This is a genomic window from Tateyamaria sp. syn59, from assembly GCF_007995245.1.
Taxonomy (GTDB): Bacteria; Pseudomonadota; Alphaproteobacteria; order Rhodobacterales; family Rhodobacteraceae; genus Tateyamaria.
The window spans coordinates 171,327-188,302 of the sequence record NZ_VCBA01000006.1 but is presented as its reverse complement, the minus strand read 5'-3'; the positions used below and the strand labels follow the sequence as shown (position 1 = coordinate 188,302).

The 16,976-nt window shown below is 61.0% G+C and carries 18 protein-coding genes; 6 read left to right on the top strand and 12 right to left on the bottom strand.

What is annotated here, in order from left to right; genetic code table 11:
- Positions 1-7 precede the first annotated feature (7 nt).
- Together otsB and FD715_RS13320 are read right to left on the bottom strand one after the other, a co-directional pair.
- Positions 8-748, bottom strand: coding sequence for a trehalose-phosphatase (gene otsB, locus FD715_RS13325; protein ID WP_147110415.1), 741 nt, complete (start codon positions 746-748; stop codon positions 8-10).
- 39 nt (positions 749-787) lie between these two features.
- On the bottom strand, positions 788-1,543 hold the full coding sequence (locus FD715_RS13320) for a DUF1013 domain-containing protein (protein ID WP_147110413.1): 756 nt from the start codon (positions 1,541-1,543) through the stop codon (positions 788-790).
- Between the two features lie 126 nt (positions 1,544-1,669).
- Here FD715_RS13320 and FD715_RS13315 point away from each other — a divergent pair, with 126 nt between their 5' ends.
- Positions 1,670-2,296, top strand: a complete 627-nt coding sequence (locus FD715_RS13315) for a ribonuclease T2 (protein ID WP_147110411.1) — start codon at positions 1,670-1,672, stop codon at positions 2,294-2,296.
- On the opposite strand, the gene FD715_RS13310 is transcribed toward FD715_RS13315, so the two are convergent.
- From FD715_RS13310 to FD715_RS13300, 3 genes are all read right to left on the bottom strand, one after another.
- The gene (locus FD715_RS13310; protein WP_189799489.1) at positions 2,276-3,136 is read right to left on the bottom strand and encodes a sterol desaturase family protein; all 861 of its coding nucleotides are present in this window, start codon (positions 3,134-3,136) and stop codon (positions 2,276-2,278) included. The genes FD715_RS13315 and FD715_RS13310 overlap by 21 nt on opposite strands.
- Complete coding sequence (locus FD715_RS13305) at positions 3,133-3,681, bottom strand: TetR/AcrR family transcriptional regulator (RefSeq protein ID WP_147110406.1); 549 nt, start codon at positions 3,679-3,681, stop codon at positions 3,133-3,135. Before FD715_RS13305 ends, FD715_RS13310 begins: the two co-directional genes overlap by 4 nt.
- A gap of 357 nt (positions 3,682-4,038) precedes the next feature.
- Positions 4,039-5,028 carry an NAD(P)H-quinone oxidoreductase gene (locus FD715_RS13300; RefSeq protein WP_147110404.1) on the bottom strand — a complete coding sequence of 330 codons (990 nt, stop codon included), beginning with the start codon at positions 5,026-5,028 and terminating at the stop codon, positions 4,039-4,041.
- A 57-nt stretch (positions 5,029-5,085) separates the two neighbouring features.
- Between FD715_RS13300 and FD715_RS13295 the strand changes: the two genes are divergently transcribed.
- Positions 5,086-5,433, top strand: a complete 348-nt coding sequence (locus FD715_RS13295; protein WP_147110402.1) for a hypothetical protein — start codon at positions 5,086-5,088, stop codon at positions 5,431-5,433.
- Here the strand turns inward: FD715_RS13295 and FD715_RS13290 are convergent.
- On the bottom strand, positions 5,416-6,111 hold the full coding sequence (locus tag FD715_RS13290; RefSeq protein WP_147110400.1) for a COQ9 family protein: 696 nt from the start codon (positions 6,109-6,111) through the stop codon (positions 5,416-5,418). The two genes, FD715_RS13295 and FD715_RS13290, sit on opposite strands and share 18 nt — an antisense overlap.
- A gap of 284 nt (positions 6,112-6,395) precedes the next feature.
- On the opposite strand from FD715_RS13290, the gene FD715_RS13285 reads away from it, so the two are divergent.
- Both FD715_RS13285 and rpsU read left to right on the top strand, forming a co-directional pair.
- Positions 6,396-7,625: a CAP domain-containing protein gene (locus FD715_RS13285; protein WP_147110398.1), complete on the top strand. Its 1,230-nt coding sequence runs from the start codon at positions 6,396-6,398 to the stop codon at positions 7,623-7,625.
- A 110-nt stretch (positions 7,626-7,735) separates the two neighbouring features.
- Complete coding sequence (gene rpsU, locus FD715_RS13280) at positions 7,736-7,942, top strand: 30S ribosomal protein S21 (protein WP_005614280.1); 207 nt, start codon at positions 7,736-7,738, stop codon at positions 7,940-7,942.
- Between the two features lie 94 nt (positions 7,943-8,036).
- On the opposite strand, the gene FD715_RS13275 is transcribed toward rpsU, so the two are convergent.
- The 4 genes from FD715_RS13275 to FD715_RS13260 all read right to left on the bottom strand — a co-directional run bounded on the left by FD715_RS13275 (position 8,037) and on the right by FD715_RS13260 (position 12,697).
- Complete coding sequence (locus FD715_RS13275; protein ID WP_223274890.1) at positions 8,037-9,767, bottom strand: methyl-accepting chemotaxis protein; 1,731 nt, start codon at positions 9,765-9,767, stop codon at positions 8,037-8,039.
- Positions 9,767-10,060 carry a hypothetical protein gene (locus FD715_RS13270; protein ID WP_147110394.1) on the bottom strand — a complete coding sequence of 98 codons (294 nt, stop codon included), beginning with the start codon at positions 10,058-10,060 and terminating at the stop codon, positions 9,767-9,769. The genes FD715_RS13275 and FD715_RS13270 overlap by 1 nt, the downstream gene beginning before the upstream one ends.
- Positions 10,061-10,198: 138 nt before the next feature.
- Positions 10,199-12,124 (bottom strand): PhoX family phosphatase, encoded by a 1,926-nt coding sequence (locus FD715_RS13265; protein WP_147110392.1) that lies wholly within the window; start codon positions 12,122-12,124, stop codon positions 10,199-10,201.
- Between the two features lie 114 nt (positions 12,125-12,238).
- Positions 12,239-12,697, bottom strand: a complete 459-nt coding sequence (locus tag FD715_RS13260; protein WP_147110390.1) for an Lrp/AsnC family transcriptional regulator — start codon at positions 12,695-12,697, stop codon at positions 12,239-12,241.
- A gap of 134 nt (positions 12,698-12,831) precedes the next feature.
- Between FD715_RS13260 and ald the strand changes: the two genes are divergently transcribed.
- Positions 12,832-13,950, top strand: a complete 1,119-nt coding sequence (gene ald / locus FD715_RS13255) for an alanine dehydrogenase (RefSeq protein WP_147110388.1) — start codon at positions 12,832-12,834, stop codon at positions 13,948-13,950.
- Positions 13,951-14,009: 59 nt separating this feature from the next.
- Here the strand turns inward: ald and mscL are convergent, their stop codons facing one another.
- Complete coding sequence (gene mscL / locus FD715_RS13250; RefSeq protein WP_147110386.1) at positions 14,010-14,438, bottom strand: large conductance mechanosensitive channel protein MscL; 429 nt, start codon at positions 14,436-14,438, stop codon at positions 14,010-14,012.
- Between the two features lie 146 nt (positions 14,439-14,584).
- Between mscL and FD715_RS13245 the strand changes: the two genes are divergently transcribed.
- The gene (locus tag FD715_RS13245) at positions 14,585-15,283 is read left to right on the top strand and encodes a glutathione S-transferase family protein (RefSeq protein WP_147110384.1); all 699 of its coding nucleotides are present in this window, start codon (positions 14,585-14,587) and stop codon (positions 15,281-15,283) included.
- Positions 15,284-15,363: 80 nt separating this feature from the next.
- On the opposite strand, the gene FD715_RS13240 is transcribed toward FD715_RS13245, so the two are convergent.
- Positions 15,364-16,968 carry a GMC family oxidoreductase gene (locus FD715_RS13240; RefSeq protein ID WP_147110382.1) on the bottom strand — a complete coding sequence of 535 codons (1,605 nt, stop codon included), beginning with the start codon at positions 16,966-16,968 and terminating at the stop codon, positions 15,364-15,366.
- Positions 16,969-16,976 lie beyond the last annotated feature (8 nt).

The following is a 16,976-nucleotide window of genomic DNA, read 5'->3' as shown; positions in this document are numbered from 1 at the left end:
TTGGGCCTCAGGCCCAATGTCTCAGCAAGGTATGCACGGCTTGCGTGTCAGGCAAGCGATGGTGGGCTTTCGTCTCACCCGGGCCGACCTTGATCCCGAGCCCGCCTTGTTTTTGGGCCCATTCCATGGCGGGTTCATCGGTGGTGTCGTCGCCGATCATCACAGGGATGCGACCGGAGAAGAGGTCGAAGCCCATGATGTCGGCGATGGCGAGGTCCTTGCCCACGCCTTGCGGCCGCATCTCGACCGCCATCTTGGCGGGTTGCGCTTCGAAGTCGGTGTGGGTCTGGGCGAGATGGGCAGTGAAGGTTTCGACAGTCTGTTGCAGGTCGGGCTGGGCGCGGTAGTGCAGGACGAGGCCGGTTGGCTTTTCTTCGAGCAGGACGGGAGGATAGGTGCCTGCGAAAGCGCTGGCGGCATCGCGCAGCATGTCAAGGCTGTCTTGCGCCAGGTCCACGCGGGGCGTGACCTTGCCGTCGCGCCGCCACTCTGCCCCGTGTCCCCCGACGATGAGGCCCGTGTAGTCGGGTAGCCATTGGGCCAGATCCCCCGCCGCGCGGCCCGAGATGACGACCAGCGCGCCGCCTGCCTGATCCCGCAGGTCGTTGAGCAGCGCGGGCAGCGTGTCGGGGATATGGATGCCGTCGGGCGTCGGTGCGATGTCCACCAGCGTGCCGTCGAAGTCCAAAAAAATTGCCGCCTTTGTGCAAGGCGGCAATTCGGGGATGTTCATGTTTGTAGCGTCCATAACGCTGCAACGCGGCAAGAGGGGAAAAGGTTCCCGACTTTATGGCTGTTCGTCTTCGTCTTCGCCACCGCCCTTGGGCAGGTTGAAGAAGCTGTCGGCATCCACGAGGGTGCTTTCGTCTTCCTTGTCATCCTCGTCATCATCAGCGAGCGAGAAGGTCTCGAGCCCTTCGATGGCAGTGGGGATCTTGGGCTCGGCTTCCATGCCCAGCGACTGTTCGGTGCTCACAAGCTTGCGGCGCTCGTCGTCGGACATGACAGAGCCTTCAGCGGCTTTCTTCGAAGCTGCCTTTTGCACGGCGGCGTCAAGCTCGGACTGCTTGGTCAGGCCCAGTGCCACCGGGTCCACCGGCTGGATGTTGGCAATGTTCCAGTGCGTGCGCTCGCGAATCGACTGGATCGTCGGCTTCGTCGTGCCCACGAGTTTCGAGATCTGACCATCGGTCAGTTCGGGATGGAATTTCACCAGCCAGTAGATCGCTGCGGGACGGTCTTGACGCTTGGACAGGGGCGTGTAGCGGGGGCCGCGACGCTTTTCTTCACCCACAGCAGCGGCGTTGAACTTGAGCTTCAGCTTGTGCAGCGGGCTCGCTTCGGCGCTGTCGATCTCTTCCTGCGTGAGTTGGTTGTTTGCAATGGGATCAAAGCCCTTGACCCCTGCAGCGACGTCACCATCGGCGATGCCCTGCACTTCCAGCTCGTGCATGCCAACAAAGTCCGCGATCTGCTTGAAGCTGATCGTCGTGTTGTCCACCAGCCAGACGGCGGTGGCCTTGGCCATGATCGGTTTTGCCATTGTCACATGCTCCTATGCATAACTGTCCCGTCGCCTGAAATAGGCTGCCCTGGAGGTCAGAGCGGGTTTCCGTTGTCGGGGAACTTCGGGTCGATATAGTCGGGCGGAACGGAAAAGGAAAGCCTGATGCGTGTTGTTTTGATGTGGCTGGTGATGGTGACGGGGGCCTGGGCACAGGATCGGTCCAGCGAATTCGACTACTACGTGCTGTCCCTGAGCTGGTCGCCGAACTGGTGCGCCTATGAAGGTGACGCGCGCGGATCGGACCAGTGCGATGCGCGGCACGATCACGGCTGGATCCTGCATGGGCTGTGGCCGCAATATCATCGGGGATGGCCGGAGTATTGCCAGACGGCTGAGCGTCCGCCTAGCCGAGCCATGACCCGCGATATGGCGGATATCATGGGAACATCCGGTCTGGCGTGGCATCAGTGGAAGAAACACGGGGTTTGTTCCGGCCTGTCCGCGACCGCCTACTACGCGCTTTCGCGGGAAGCCTATGGCCGCGTGGTCCGACCGGAGGTGTTTCGCAAACTGGACAAGACGGTGAAGCTGCCCGCGTCCGTGGTGGAAGAGGCGTTCTTGCAGGCCAATCCGGGCATGGAGCCCGACGGTGTGACCATCACCTGCCGCCAGGGGCATATCCAGGAGGCCCGGATATGCCTGTCCCGCGACCTCGACCCGGTGCCTTGCGGGCAGGACGTGGTGCGGGACTGCACTGCGAAGGATGCGCTATTCACCCCGATCCGCTGACGGCTTCCAGCCCGGCGGGCGCATCATGTAGCGCCATGCTTCACCCCAGGACCGGGCGCGCGTCACATCGTGCCACAGGTCGGGGAGTTCGGAGAACCAGACCTTGATCGGGTTGCGACTGTCGAAATCGCGCTTCAGACCGTAACGAGGGGTCTCTTCTTCGGCCTGATAGGTGCCGAAGAGTTGGTCCCAGATCACGGTGATCCCGCCGTAGTTCATGTCGATATACTTGTCGTCACAGCCGTGGTGGACACGGTGGTTGGCCGGGCTGTTCATGACCTTGTCGAACCAGCCCAGCTTGCCGATCACCTCGGTATGGATCCAGGTCTGGTAGGCCAGCACGACGATGATACCGAAAAAGATCATCTCTGGCGAAAAACCAAGGAAGACCAAAGGGATGTGCATGATCAGGTTCCACACCCCTTCGAGCGGGCCGAAGCGGATGCCGGTGATGATGTTGTAATCGCGCGAGGAGTGGTGGACGGCGTGTTGCGTCCAGAGCAGGCGCACCTGATGGGCGATGCGGTGTTCCCAGTAATACGTGAAATCGGCGGCGATGACGGCGAGCGCAATGCCCCACCATGTGAGCGGGATCTGCCAGGGCTGCGCCACTTCGGCGAGGATGTAGTAGATAATGTAGGCGCCGGTCAGGATGAAGACCTGCACCGCGATAGACGGGATCTGCGTGCTGGCGCTGACCAGCATTTCGGCAATCGTGCGGCCCTTGTGACTGCCCTTGAACAGCACTTCGGCCAGTTCGATGAGCAGGATGGCAGCCCCGATCAGGAGGAAGACTTCGTCGATGCGGGTGCCAAGGGTTTCGAGCGCTTGGGGCGTCATTTTCCGGTTCCTTGTGTGAGAGTGCGCCAGGCCAGTGCAGCGGCCTGTTTGGGGGTCGCGTTGCCCGCGGCCACCATGGCCCAGCCGGCGTAGATCAGGTTGTCGTAGGCCTGCACGATCCATTCGGTTGGGATGTGCGGGTCAAAGGCGCCCTCGGCCTTGGCCATATCGATGTCGTGGGCCAGGTCGCGGGTTTGGTTGGCGTAGACTTCGGCCACGCGCGGATCGTTTGGGGCGGGTTCGGTGGCGAGGAACATGTGCCTGGCCGCGAGGGGGAGGATGACGCCGAGGGCGACCTCCAGCGCATGCGTGTAGGTCTGGCAGTCTTTTGTTGCTTCTTCGACAGCTTCATCCAGTTCGCGCGCTGCCGTCAGGGTCAGCGCCACGATCAGGTCATCGCGGCCCGAGAAGTGGCGATGCAATGTCGCCCTGCCGACGCCTGCGTGCTTGGCCACGTCGGCCAGAGAAGCGCCGGGGTTCTGGCTGAACACGGCAAAGGCGGCTTCGAGGATATGAGCTTCGGTTGATACACTTGTGTCTCGCATGAGACATATATGTCTCGACTCGCTTAAGGATTCAAGTGCACGAGTTGGGAAGGGCGCGCACGACCATCGGATGGCGGGCTGTTTGCCAACGTCGGAGCCTCCGGCGGTCGTATTTTCAGTCAGAAGAAACAAAAACGCCCGCGCCACTCATCCAACGTGAGCACCGCGGGCGAAGAAGAGAAGCAAACGCTTCTCCTGACACGGCCATCGGCTCGACAGCCTGTACCGTATCCTCAGAAGAGCACGTTAACCTTAATATTCCGTTTCTTCTGACTGAAAATACGACGGGGGAGTCCGAAGGACGGGGGGCAGCGCCCCCTAATCATGTCGTTGCGTAAGCGGCCTTGGGATCACGGCCTAGCCACCCGCGACCTCCAGAACGATCTTGCCGATATGGCCTGAGGTTTCCATGCGGGCATGGGCCGCTGCTGCGTCATTCAGAGGAAACTCCGAATCCATGACCGGTCCGATGCGCCCTGCGGACAAGAGCGGCCAGACCGCCTCGCGCAAGTCGCGGGCAATCTGCGCCTTGGCCAGATCGCTTTGCGGGCGCAGGGTGCTGCCGGTCATCGTCAAGCGGCGCATCATCAGCGGGGCGAAGTTCACCTCGGCCTTTGGTCCCTGCAGGAAGGCGATTTGGACGAGTCGCCCGTCATCGGCCAAAGCCGACAGGTTGCGGCGGATGTAAGGGCCGCCGACCATACATAGGATGAGGTTGGCGCCGCCCTGCTCTTTCAGCACTTCGACAAAATCAGCGTCGCGGTAGTTGGTGGCGACCTCTGCCCCGAGATCGCGACACGCTGCGCATTTTTCATCCGATCCGGCGGTGGCAAAGACCCGTGCACCGAAGTGATGGGCAAGCTGGATGGCTGTCGTGCCAATGCCGGAGGAGCCGCCGTGGACCAGGAAACGCTCCCCCCCTTTCAGCCCACCGCGCATGAACACGTTGGACCAGACCGTAAAGAATGTCTCAGGGAGGCAGGCTGCTTCCTTGAGCCCCATGCCATCAGGCACGGGCAGGCAATGTGCGGCAGGTGCTGCGACGTATTCGGCGTAACCGCCACCGGGCAGAAGGGCGCAGACCTGATCGCCCACCGTCAGATCGCTGACCCCCGGGCCGACCTCGACCACGGTGCCCGACGCCTCAAGCCCCGGCAGGTCGCTTGCCCCCGGCGGCGGGTTGTAGAGCCCGGCACGTTGCAGCGCGTCGGGGCGGTTCACGCCCGACCAAGCCACTTCGATCACCACCTGTCCGTGACCCGCCCGCGGGCGCGGGCGGGTGACCGGCTGCAAGACCTCCGGCCCGCCCGGGGCGTTGATTTCGACGGCGCGCATGTCCTGACCCATTCTGATCCCTCTCCTTTTGCGCACCGTACCTTGGTCATCATGCGGAAAGGAACCCACATGCTGATTACAGCGCTGTATTTGAACATCGCGATCCTCGTCCCGGTGGTGTTTGGATTACTGACGGGCGAGGCAGACGCCGTCTTTGGTCAGGACACTACCGCTCGTCGTATTTTGACCTGCGTGTATATTAGCATAGCCGCAGTGAGCATGGGTTTGATCGCGCTGCATCTAAGTGGACACAAATGGGCTGTGCCAATGACTTTCGCCCTGTTTTCAGTGCAGATCACCTACAAACTGGCCACGGTCATCGCCATTGGCGTCGCAAGCCCCGTGGTGCTCACAAATCTAGCAGTTGTCGGCCTCCAGATCGCTGCGATTGTGGCGTGGTCAGTTGCGCGGGGTTGACCAAGAACCTGGCATATCCGTGCGCGGCGCAGACGATGGTGCCTTAACCTGATCCAGTACCCAGTTGGGACCGGCGAAGAGGGTCGACAAGAGCTTGCTGTCCCTCACCTGCGCCTTGGCCTTTTCGATCTGCATGACGTCATCAATCCGACGATCAAGGAAAGCCCAAGTCGCCTGATTGTCCGTGCTGTCATCGCCCAGCCAGTAAAGCACAGTTGCGGAATAGACACCGGAAAGGGTAGCGCGTTTCGTGTACCAGTTCACATCGTCGGACGTATCACCAAGCGCTGTCCAGATCCTGTCAGCCGTGCCCCAGATGGCTTTGGCCCCGTCGCCAGCATACATCGGCAGCGCAAAAAGTGTTGTGCCGCGGCGCACCGCTTCCTTGTCCGTAACTGCCTCAATGCGAAAGCGTATGGCCGCAGCGATCTTGTCGCGGAAGCGATCGGGCAGATCATCTGAACTCAAGAGGGCAACCATGATGTCATCGCCGCGCGCGTGATAGGCACGCGCCAGATCCACGGCACCGCGCGGACAAACCGCTCGGACCATGGCCATATCTACATCTGCATCCGCAGCAGCAGCCTTAAGCGTGGTCTCAGACCATCCGTCGAATGGGACGTGCAGCAAAGCAGCGTCCAACAGTCTGGCTTTTACGTCATCGGGTGTATTTTCCATACACGAACGGTAGAGCGGCACCGCCCGTCGGACAAGGTCACGTCTCGAATTCGCGTCCCTTGGCCGCGCCTGCAGGCATCAGCTTGCCCGAAGCCTTGGTGTCCGCTGGCGATTAGCAGCCGACACATTTCTTGCACCGGTCGCACAGCGGTTTGCCGCCTCAAAAAGGCCGGGTTTTCTGCGCCATTTCGCTCGATTAACCGCGCAAGAACAAGCGGCTTGCCGACCTGCTCAGATCACCGGACAGAAGTGGCACATAATGACCAACCAGAGAGAGAAACGAGATGTCTGTTGCAAGCGAATTTGAACGACTGATGCTCGACCTGATCAACGAAGAGCGCACATCGCGGGGCCTTGATCCGCTCACGCTCGAACTGCGCCTGAACGAGGCTAGCGAAGACCACAGCGCCTGGATGGAGAACACCGGCGCCTTCAGTCACACCGGCATTGGAGGATCGAGCGCCGGTGATCGCATGGAGGATGCCGGTTTTGTCTTTTCCGGCAACTGGACCTGGGGCGAAAACATCGCATACCAATCCGAGCGCGGCGCACCCGGAATTGCCGATGACGTTGCGGACCTGCACACATCACTGATGAACAGCGCCGGGCACCGTGCCAATATCCTGAACCCGGATTTCGAAGTGATCGGGATCGGGATCGAAACCGGCGACAACCGCGGGTTTGACGCCGTTTACGTTACGCAAAAATTTGCGGCGACATCTGCGCCGGTTCAACTGGACACCACGTCCGCCCCCCAATCGCCCCCCGTGCAGGAGCCCACCGACGGCAATGATATCCTGATCGGAAGCACAGGCAGTGACCGTTTGGACGGCATGGCCGGGAATGACGCAATCAGCGGGCGCGGCGGCGACGATATTCTGTTTGGCGGCATGGGCCGGGACACCGTGGATGGCGGAGCGGGCGATGATCGGATGTCTGGCGGCCAGCAAAAGGACGTTATGCTTGGCGGGTCCGGAAACGACCGGATCAGCGGCAACGGCGGCGATGATCGGATCAATGGTGGTGACGCAAATGACAGCATCTATGGAGGTGTCGGAGACGATGATCTGTACGGCGGCAGCGGCCAGGATTTCGTAAAGGGCAGCAACGGAGACGACCGGCTGTTTGGCGGAGCAGGTCGCGATACGCTGGATGCAGGTATCGGGCGCGACATCCTGAGCGGCGGAGACGGCGCGGACCGGTTGAACGGCGGCGGTGGTCGTGACCAGTTAGATGGTGGTGTCGGGGACGACACGCTGACCGGCGGGGAAGGTGGCGATACCTTTGTCTTCTCTGAAGGTCGGGACATCGTGCGTGACTTTGACAGGCGCGAAGCAGGCGAAATCATTGATCTGAGCGAAGTGAAGACCATCACTTCGTTCCGGGACCTCGTATCCGACGGTCATTTGAAACAGCTTGGAACCCATGCGGTGATTGATGATTTCAATGGCAACAAAATGGTTCTGATCGACATAGATATTGACGACTTCGGGGCCGGAGACTTCCTGTTCTAAGGCCGTAGCGCTCGGACCGGCGCGGCACTGGACAAAGCGGAGGGGCCTTGTTATACGGCCAACTCCTGCAAATCCTTGCAACTCTTATCTAGAAAGGTGGTGACAACCACATGCAGGTTAGTGTTCGCGACAACAATGTCGATCAGGCGCTTCGTGCCCTGAAGAAGAAGCTGCAGCGCGAAGGCGTGTTCCGTGAAATGAAGCTGAAGCAACATTTCGAGAAGCCGTCCGAGAAAAAAGCGCGCGAGAAAGCTGAAGCGATCCGGCGGGCCCGTAAGTTGGCTCGCAAAAAGGCTCAACGCGAAGGGCTGCTGTAAGCACTTCGGCTTGGGCTGACGAATTCAAGAACCCCGTAGCCGCCCGGCTGCGGGGTTTTTGTTTGTGTAACACAAGCTATGCTGAATCTTCCGTCTACTCTGCCGCATGTATGATATGTGCAGATGCGTATTCGTCCTGTGTCGCTATTGGCGATAGGGTGAATTGCGCGAGGCTGGCCATCATCTTTTCCATACCCTTGGTCAGCGCTTCGCAAGCGGCGTTCGTGCTTTCGAACATGGTGGCGTTCCCCTGGGCCACCTGGTCAATCTCGGACACCGAAACGTTCACTTCGCTCAACTGATCGGATTGCGCCCGCGTTGCATTCGCGATCTTCTGGACAGAGTTGGTCATACCCGATACGGATTGGACAATGTCCTGCAGTGCGTCACCCGCTTGCGTGACCAGTGCCACGCCTGCCTGTACCTGATCGTTGCTTTTTTCCGTGAGATCGGAAATTCCGCGCGCCGCTTCGGTGGCGCGTTGCGACAAGGCACGCACTTCGGAGGCGACAACGGAAAAGCCGCGGCCCGCCTCTCCGGCCCTCGCGGCTTCGACCCCGGCGTTGAGCGCGAGCAGATTGGTTTGAAATGCGATGCCGTCCATAACCGCGTTGATCTTGGCGATTTCACGGGATGAGGTTTCAATCCCGCCCATGGCGCTTACAGCGCGGCGGACGATGTCACCACCAGCCACAGCGTCGTTGCGCACCTTGTCCGCGGTAGAGGCCGTGGCCTGTGCGTTTTCGGTAGAAGCACGCACCGCGCCGTGCAGCGTGTCAACCGCGTGACTGGTGACTTCGAGCGACGCCACCTGTGCCTCGGTGCGGCGTGCAAGATCGTGCGCGGATCGCTCTACCGTGGCCACAAGCTGCATCAGATCGGTCGTGCCGTGCATAACGTCGGCAATAACGTCACCAAGGGTGCCGACGGCCCGGTTAAAGTCGCGACGAAGCGGTTCGTATTCCTCTGGGAACGCTTCATCAATCCGGTAGGACAGATCGCCCTGCGCAACGTATTCAAGCCCGTCGCGGAGAGACGTAACAACCACGGACTGCGCATCATACATGATCTTTTGCGCTTCAGCAGTCCGCAGGTCCGCTGCGGCGCTCGCGGCGATCGCCTGCTCGCGGGCTGCCTTTTCGGTCTCAAGCGCGCGGACAAGTGCTTCGGCCTCCGATTGGGCGGCGTGCGCCCTTTGCGCCTCTGACTCTGCACGATGCTGGGCAGCTTCGGCGGCCTGTTTGGCTTCTTCGGCCGCGGCAAAGGCACACTCAGCCTCGTCAAACGCCACGTGGACCTCACGCGTCATTGCCAGCCTTTTCTGGACGATCAGCGTCAGCACCAGCACCTCAATCCCAACAATGGTGCCGTGAAAGAGGGCACGCTCGACATTTTCGATCAAACTCACGCTTGGGAACACAAGATGCGGCACAAAAAGGCCCAGCGACAGGTGGTGCAGCACCGTCGTCGCAGCTGCCAGCATGATGGTCGGCACATGCACGAGGCCTACAAGGGTTGCAAGCGTGGCGAAAAATAGCATATGCCCGTCCACCTGCCACCCAGTACCACTGAGCGCCGTCACCAAACCAATGGCTTGCGCGACGGCTGTTTGGCCAACGATGATGCAATAGTGCCTGTGCCGTCGCTTAAACGTCCAATAGCCAAAGGCGACCGAGCCAAGGCAAATCATACCCGGCCAGATGGACCCAATCGGCAGCAACAGTCCAGCGAAGCCGATCAGTATGCCTATCACACCGCAGCCCACAAGAATCCAATAGGCCGCCGTGCGACGCGACTTTTCGAGCGATTTCTGAATGTCGACCATCACACGTCAACTCCGCACAAAGCGGCAATGGCCGCGCCATCAAGAACGCCGAATGCGCCAAGGTCCCGCGCCTGCTGATCGAAGTGGGCCGGGTCGTCTGTGTGAACAAGGACAGCTAAAACTGCGCGTTGCGGACCAACCAGCCTTCCCCCGGCGGAGCGCGCAAGCGTTTCGGCATCCTGCCAAGGCGCCAGAAAGACCAGCCGCAGATCAGATTGCTGCGCAGGTTGAAAAGCTAGACTTGCCAGCGGGGCCGCACATCCCAACACGGCCATGATCAGAAATACACGCATCGCCCATCGTCCAAATTAGATGAGCGCCTTTTATGCCGAAACCTCTGAACAATTGCCTAAAAGACGATGGCGCGCCTTTACAAAAGCGCGCCATCCCAGGCAGGCGCGCTTCCGCGCCCGCCGATTTTGATATTCGCGTCAGCCGACCAAAGCGTTGTCGTCGCGCTTGACCACGATGATCGACGACCGAGGCAGCGACCCTTCGCCGTCCGGAAACGGAGAGCCGGGGTGCTGGATGCCAACAAACATCGTCCGGCGGTCAGCCGACCATGTCAGGCCCGTCACCTCGCAGCCATTCGGCCCCGTCAGGAAGCGGCGAATCTCACCCGTGACCGGGTCACCCGCCAGCATCTGGTTATTGCCCATGCCGGCAAATTCCCCTTCGTTGTCATCATCACCGTCGGTCTGGATCCAGATGAGACCGGTGGTGTCGATCTGCATCCCGTCGGGCGAGTTGAAGAGGTTGCCCGCGTTGATGTTGGCCGACCCTGCATAGGGCCCGTCTGTGTGCACGGTGGGGTTGCCCGCCATGACGTACAGATCCCAATCGAATGTCGAGGCGCCGTGGTCGTCATTGTGCGGACGCCACCGCACGATCTGGCCGTAGCGGTTCACCTCGCGCGGGTTCGGGGCGTTTGGGACCATGGGTTCGCCCGCCGCGTTGGTGCGGATGTTGCCATCGTCGTCCAGCGCACCGCGGCGCGAGTTGTTGGTCAGGCAACAATAGGCTTCGACCGCCGTCGGGTTGACCGCGATCCATTCGGGGCGGTCCATGGTGGTCGCGCTCACCGCTGTGCCCGCCATCCGGGTAAAGACGGAGATTTCCGCCTCGGTCATGCCGGTGTCTTCCGGCGTCAGGGCAAGCCAGATGCCAGTACCATCGTCGTTGAACTTGGCCACATGCAATTGCCCCTCGCTCAGCAGGGTCGAGGTGTCACCGCCAGGGACATAGACGTCGCGGCTGACCCATTTGTACATGTATTCGCCACGTTCATCGTCGCCCATATAGACGACTACACGGCCATCGGGCGCCAGCGCATAGGCGGCATTTTCGTGCTTGAAGCGGCCCAGAGCGGTGTGCTTGACAGGCGTGCTGTCCGGGTTCCACGGGTCGATTTCCACGATGTAGCCCGCGCGGTGCGGCTCGTTCGGGTTTTTCGAGATGTCGAAGCGCGGATCAAAGCTGTGATAGTTGTAGCGGCCCGGTTCGACATCCGTGTTCACGCCGTAGCGTTTGAAGCTGGCTGCGTGTACCTCGTCCAGAGACAGCTCTTCGGTGGTGCCGAAATAACCGTTGAAGTTCTCTTCGCAGGTCAGGTAGGTGCCCCACGGCGTGCGGCCCGAGCCACAGTTGTTGAACGTGCCAAGCGAGGCGGTGCCGGTTGGATCATCGTCGGTTTTCAGCAGGTCGTGGCCTGCGGCGGGGCCGTCGATGACCATGGGCGTGCGGTGGTGGATGCGGCGGTTGTAGGGGCTGTCGACCACGACTTCCCAGCCGTTTTCACCTTCGGTGACTTCCATGACGCTGACGCCCTGGAAGTTCTGCAAGCGCACCACGTCGTCGGCGGACATGGACGCGCCTTCCTGTTCCACGGCCAGGTTGATCTTGGGGTTGGGGTATTCGCTGTTCACAACAAGCAGTTCGGTGCCGCCGATATGGAACAGCTCCATCCCGTCGGTGTTTTCGCCGAAGACACGGTCGGACCCTTCGGTTGGGATGCCTGTGGCGGCGTCGAATTCGGGCGCGTCGGAAAAGAGCGGATCGCCCCAGCGGACCAGCGTGTTCCAGTTGTACCCGTCGGGCACGTGAACTGTGCCATCGGTTTGCGGAGGAAGCTGTTCAAAGGCAAAGCGGGACGTCTGACCCGCCACGGCGGTCGTGCCCTTGAGCATGCCGGTGCCCATCACCGCAGCACCCGAGCCAAAGGCCAGCACGCTGCCCAGAAAACCCCGGCGCGAGATGGCGCGCTCGACTACTTCGTCAAAGTCCTGCGTCGTTTTGCGTGGAAATTTCAGCTCGTCCCAGTCGTCAAAGGACAGATCCTGAATATCTGCGTCTTTCATCGTGAACTCCCTAGTATTTGGATGGAGGCGATTCACGCCCCGCGTGTGAGTGCACCACGAACATCACTGTCATGTGACGAATTTGATTTCAGTGAGCGGAAATTGGCCGGTCCGTCACACAGGAAGGGCCGTTGTTTTAAAGACTGTTCTAAGCGCGAAGCTTGATTGCATCTGTGCCACGCCGGGCAAACGCGCAAGGTATTGCCGATGGATGCGGGCAAAATCTTCGGTGTCTTCGGCCACGACCTTGAGGATGTAATCGGCTGTTCCGGCCATCAGGTGGCATTCAAGGACATCGGGAATGCGTGCCACGGCTTTTTCAAACGCGTCTAGCACTTCGTCCGCCTGCCCTTGCAGCGTGATCTCAACAAAAACAGTAGTCGGCACGCCCATCTTGCGCGCGTCCAGCAGGGCAACATAGTCCCGAATGTACCCCGTCTGTTCGAGCCGTTGCACGCGGCGGTGACAGGCCGACGGCGACAGATGTACGCGCTCACTGAGATCGGCATTGGACATGCGGCCCTGCTTCTGCAGGGCCGACAGGATACGCCGATCTGTTGAATCAAGGGTCATGTACGCAGATTCCTTCGCCTAAGAGGAACATACACGCAAAGTTCTTCGATCAACATGCCCCTAGACGAGCCATTTCCGGTGTCCGATTGCAAGCGAAATGCGCCACGATGCGATCATGCAAAGGAGGATCAGCCATGCACATCGGATGCCCAACAGAGATCAAACCACAGGAATACCGGGTCGGGTTGACGCCCAACGCAGCACGCGAAGCGGTAGCGCATGGTCACCGCGTGACGCTGCAGGCCGGTGCCGGTCAGGGCGCAGGTTTTACCGACCATGACTACGTCGAGGCCGGTGCCGTGGTCGTGGACACAGCAGAGGAGGTCTTTGCCACCGCCGACATGATCGTGAAGGTGAAGGAGCCGCAGGCGGTTGAGCGCAAGATGTTGCGCGAGGGGCAGTTGCTGTTCACCTACCTGCATCTGGCACCGGACCCGGAGCAGACGCATGACCTGCTGGCATCCGGCTGCACGGCCATCGCCTATGAGACGGTGACGGATTCGTCGGGTGGTTTGCCGCTGCTTGCGCCCATGTCCGAAGTGGCGGGCCGTCTGGCGCCCCAAGTAGGCGCGTGGACGCTGCAAAAGGCCAATGGCGGGCGCGGCGTGTTAATGGGCGGTGTACCCGGTGTGAGCCCGGCTCGCGTGGTCGTTATTGGCGGCGGCGTTGTGGGCACCCATGCGGCACGGGTGGCCGCTGGCATGGGCGCGGATGTGACGGTGCTGGACCGGTCCCTGCCCCGGATGCGCTATCTGGACGACACGTTCTCCGGCGTGTTCAAGACCAGCTTTGCCAGCGCAGGCAACACGGCCGAGCTGGTGGCCGAGGCGGACATGGTGGTTGGCGCGGTGCTGATCCCCGGTGCCGCAGCACCCAAGCTGGTGACCCGCGCGCAACTGTCGACCATGAAGCCCGGCGCGGCCATTGTCGACGTGGCCATCGACCAGGGCGGCTGCTTTGAAACGTCCCGCGCGACGACCCATGACGATCCGATCTACGACGTGGATGGGATCATGCACTACTGCGTGGCCAACATGCCGGGCGCCGTAGCGCGCACATCGACCATCGCGTTGGGCAACGCCACGATGCCGTTTATGCTGGCACTGGCCGACAAGGGATGGCGGGAGGCCTGTGCCGATGACCCGCATTTGATGGCGGGCCTCAACGTGCATGCGGGCAAGCTGACCTATTTCGCGGTGGGCAAGGCGCTGGGGATCGACGTGATCGCACCCAGCCTTGCGCTGAAACAGTAACTGCAAAACCGCCGCCCATGGCGTATGGGCGGCGGTGCTTTCATAGGGCTGGCCTAGGCCTACTTGGCAAGCTGATCGCGGATCTCGATCAGGATGTCCAACTCGCTTGGACCCGGTTCTTCGGCGGGCGCTTCCTCTTTCGGCTGCTCAGCCATCGCTTTGACCTTGTTCACATAGCGCACCAGCATGAACACCACGAAGGCGATGATCAGGAAGTTGATGACCGCCATAAGGAACGCACCATAGGCAAAGACAGCCGCCCCGGCTTCGCGTGCGGCTTCCAGCGACGCACCTGCGGCCACGTCACCCGCCAGAACGGCATAGTTGTTGGTGAAATCCAGACCACCGGTGAAGAGGCCGATGATCGGGTTGATCAGATCACCCACCAACGATGTGACGATGGCGGTAAAGGCCGCGCCGATGATGATCCCGACGGCCATGTCCATGACATTGCCCTTGGCGATGAAGTCTTTGAACTCGTTTAGCATATCTAGTCCCTTGTTGGCTCTCGCACGCTTTATGTTGTTCTTTGGTGCGTGCGCGAACATTGGTTAACACATCTCCTCACAGGGCAAAGACTATTTTGAGGGGGAATTTCGCCTATGTCCGATCCATTGCTTCAAGGAGATGACCCATGGCTGACCTCAGCGCTTTTCCGATCACGCAGAAATGGAGACCCAAGGACCCGTCCGTTCTGCAACTCTTTTCCTTTCCGACGCCCAATGGGGTGAAGGTGTCCATCGCGCTGGAAGAGATGCAGATACCTTATGAGGCGCATCTGGTCACGCTGGCAGATGCGGACGTCAAAAGCCCCGAATTCCTGTCACTGAACCCCAACAACAAGATCCCCGCGATCATCGACCCGAACGGCCCCGACGGCACCCCCGTGGGCCTGTTCGAAAGCGGCGCGATCCTGATCTATCTGGCCGAAAAGTCCGGCAAGCTGATGGGCGACACAGCAACGGACAAGGCCAAGGTGATCCAATGGCTGATGTTCCAGATGGGGGGCCTTGGTCCCATGCTGGGGCAACTGGGCTTCTTCGTGAAATTCGCAGGCAGCCAGTGGGAGGACAAACGCCCACAGCAACGCTACGTGGACGAGGGCAAGCGCCTACTCGCCGTTCTGGAAAAGGAACTTGACGGCAAGGACTGGATCACCGGCCAGTATTCCATTGCAGACATCGCCATCGCCCCATGGCTGAACGCCCTGAACTTCTATGGCACACGGGACCTGGTCGGCTGGGACAATCACAAAAACCTGATCGCCTATCTCGACCGCTTCTACGCCCGCCCCGCGGTGGACAAGGCCAAGAACATCCCACCCCGCCCCTGATCCCTTCTTCTGGCCAAATACCTCGGGGTTTGGGGCAGAGCCCCAATCAAACAGTATCGTCGCCGCAGGCGTCCTTCGGATCAGGCGGCGCGCATCCCGGCGCTGATCTTTTCAGCCATCATGATGGTGGGGGCATTCGTGTTCCCACCCAAAAGCCGCGGCATCAGCGACGCATCCACCACCCGCAGGCCCTCGGTCCCATGCACGCGACCCGCCGGGTCTGCCACAGCCATGTCGTCCTGCCCCATCCGGCAAGTGCCAACTGGGTGATAGATCGTATCCGCCCGCGCCCGGATATCCGCCTCAAGCGCCGCATCGCTGCCGTCATGGGCATAAAGCTGTTTGCCCCGCCACGGATCGAGCGGCGGCGCGGTCAGGATCGCCTCCATCTGCCGCGCGCCTTTCATCATCAACTCCAGGTCACGCCTGTCGGTGAGATACCCGGGATCAATGCGGGGAGGGGCTGCGGGATCGGGGGACTGCAAGCCGACATGCCCCCGGCTGTGCGGGCGCAGCACGCAAACATGGCAGGAATAGCCGAACTTCGTATGGATCTTGCGCATGTGCTGGTCGACGATCCCGACGACGAAATGCAATTGCAGATCGGGCCGATCCACGGACGGATCAGAGCGCAGGAACGCACCGCCTTCGGCAAAGGGCGAGGCGAACAGCCCCGTCCCATCCTTGCGCCACTGCAACCCGGCCTTGGCCAGCGCCATCAGGCCGGAGGGGTTCAACCCCACCACATCGTCCCGTTTCGAGTGATAGCTGAAGATGTAGTCCAGATGATCTTGCAAGTTCTGACCAACACCGGGCAGATCATGGACCACGTCGATACCGTGCTGCGCCAATTCATCCCGCGCACCAATGCCCGACAACATCAGCAACTGCGGCGACCCGAACGCACCACCGGACAGGATAACCTCGCGCGTCGCCTGTACCAGTTTGACCTTGCCCTGATGCTTGATCCGCACGCCGGTGGCCCGGGTTCCATCCATCTCGACCTTCTGCGCCATGGCACGGGTCAGGATGGTCAGGTTGCTGCGCGCCTGCACTGGGGCGGGCAGGTATGCCGCAGCCGCAGAACACCGTTCGCCACGGGCCGGGCCAGTATGATGCTGTGTCACCTGATACAGCCCGACACCTTCCTGTCGCGGCCCGTTGAAATCGTCCGTCACGCGCACCTGCTGCTGGGCCGCAGCCTCGACAAAAGCATGGGCAATCGGGCGCGGTTCAGATTGTTCGGCCACCTGCAAGGGTCCCTCCGCCCCATGCAGGTCATCCGCTCCACGCGCATTACCCTCTGACAGCTTGAAGTAAGGCAGCACGCTGTCCCAGTCCCACCCCTCGGCCCCCAGATCAGCCCATTCGTCATAATCCTTCCGGTGGCCCCGGACGTAGAGCATGGCGTTGATCGCGCTGGAGCCACCCAGCGTCCGCCCGCGCGGCTGGAACCCGCACCGCCCGTTCAGCTCGGACTGTGGTTCGGTGTGAAAGGCCCAGTTGTTGATCTTGGGTCGACCCGAGATCATGCCGGCCACCAGTGCCGGCGCACGCACGAATATATCGCGCCCAGCCCCGCCCGCTTCGATCAGGCAGACGGACACAGAGGCATCTTCGCTGAACCGTGAAGCCATCACGCAGCCCGCCGATCCTCCGCCCACAATGACGTAATCGAATTTCATATGCGCCT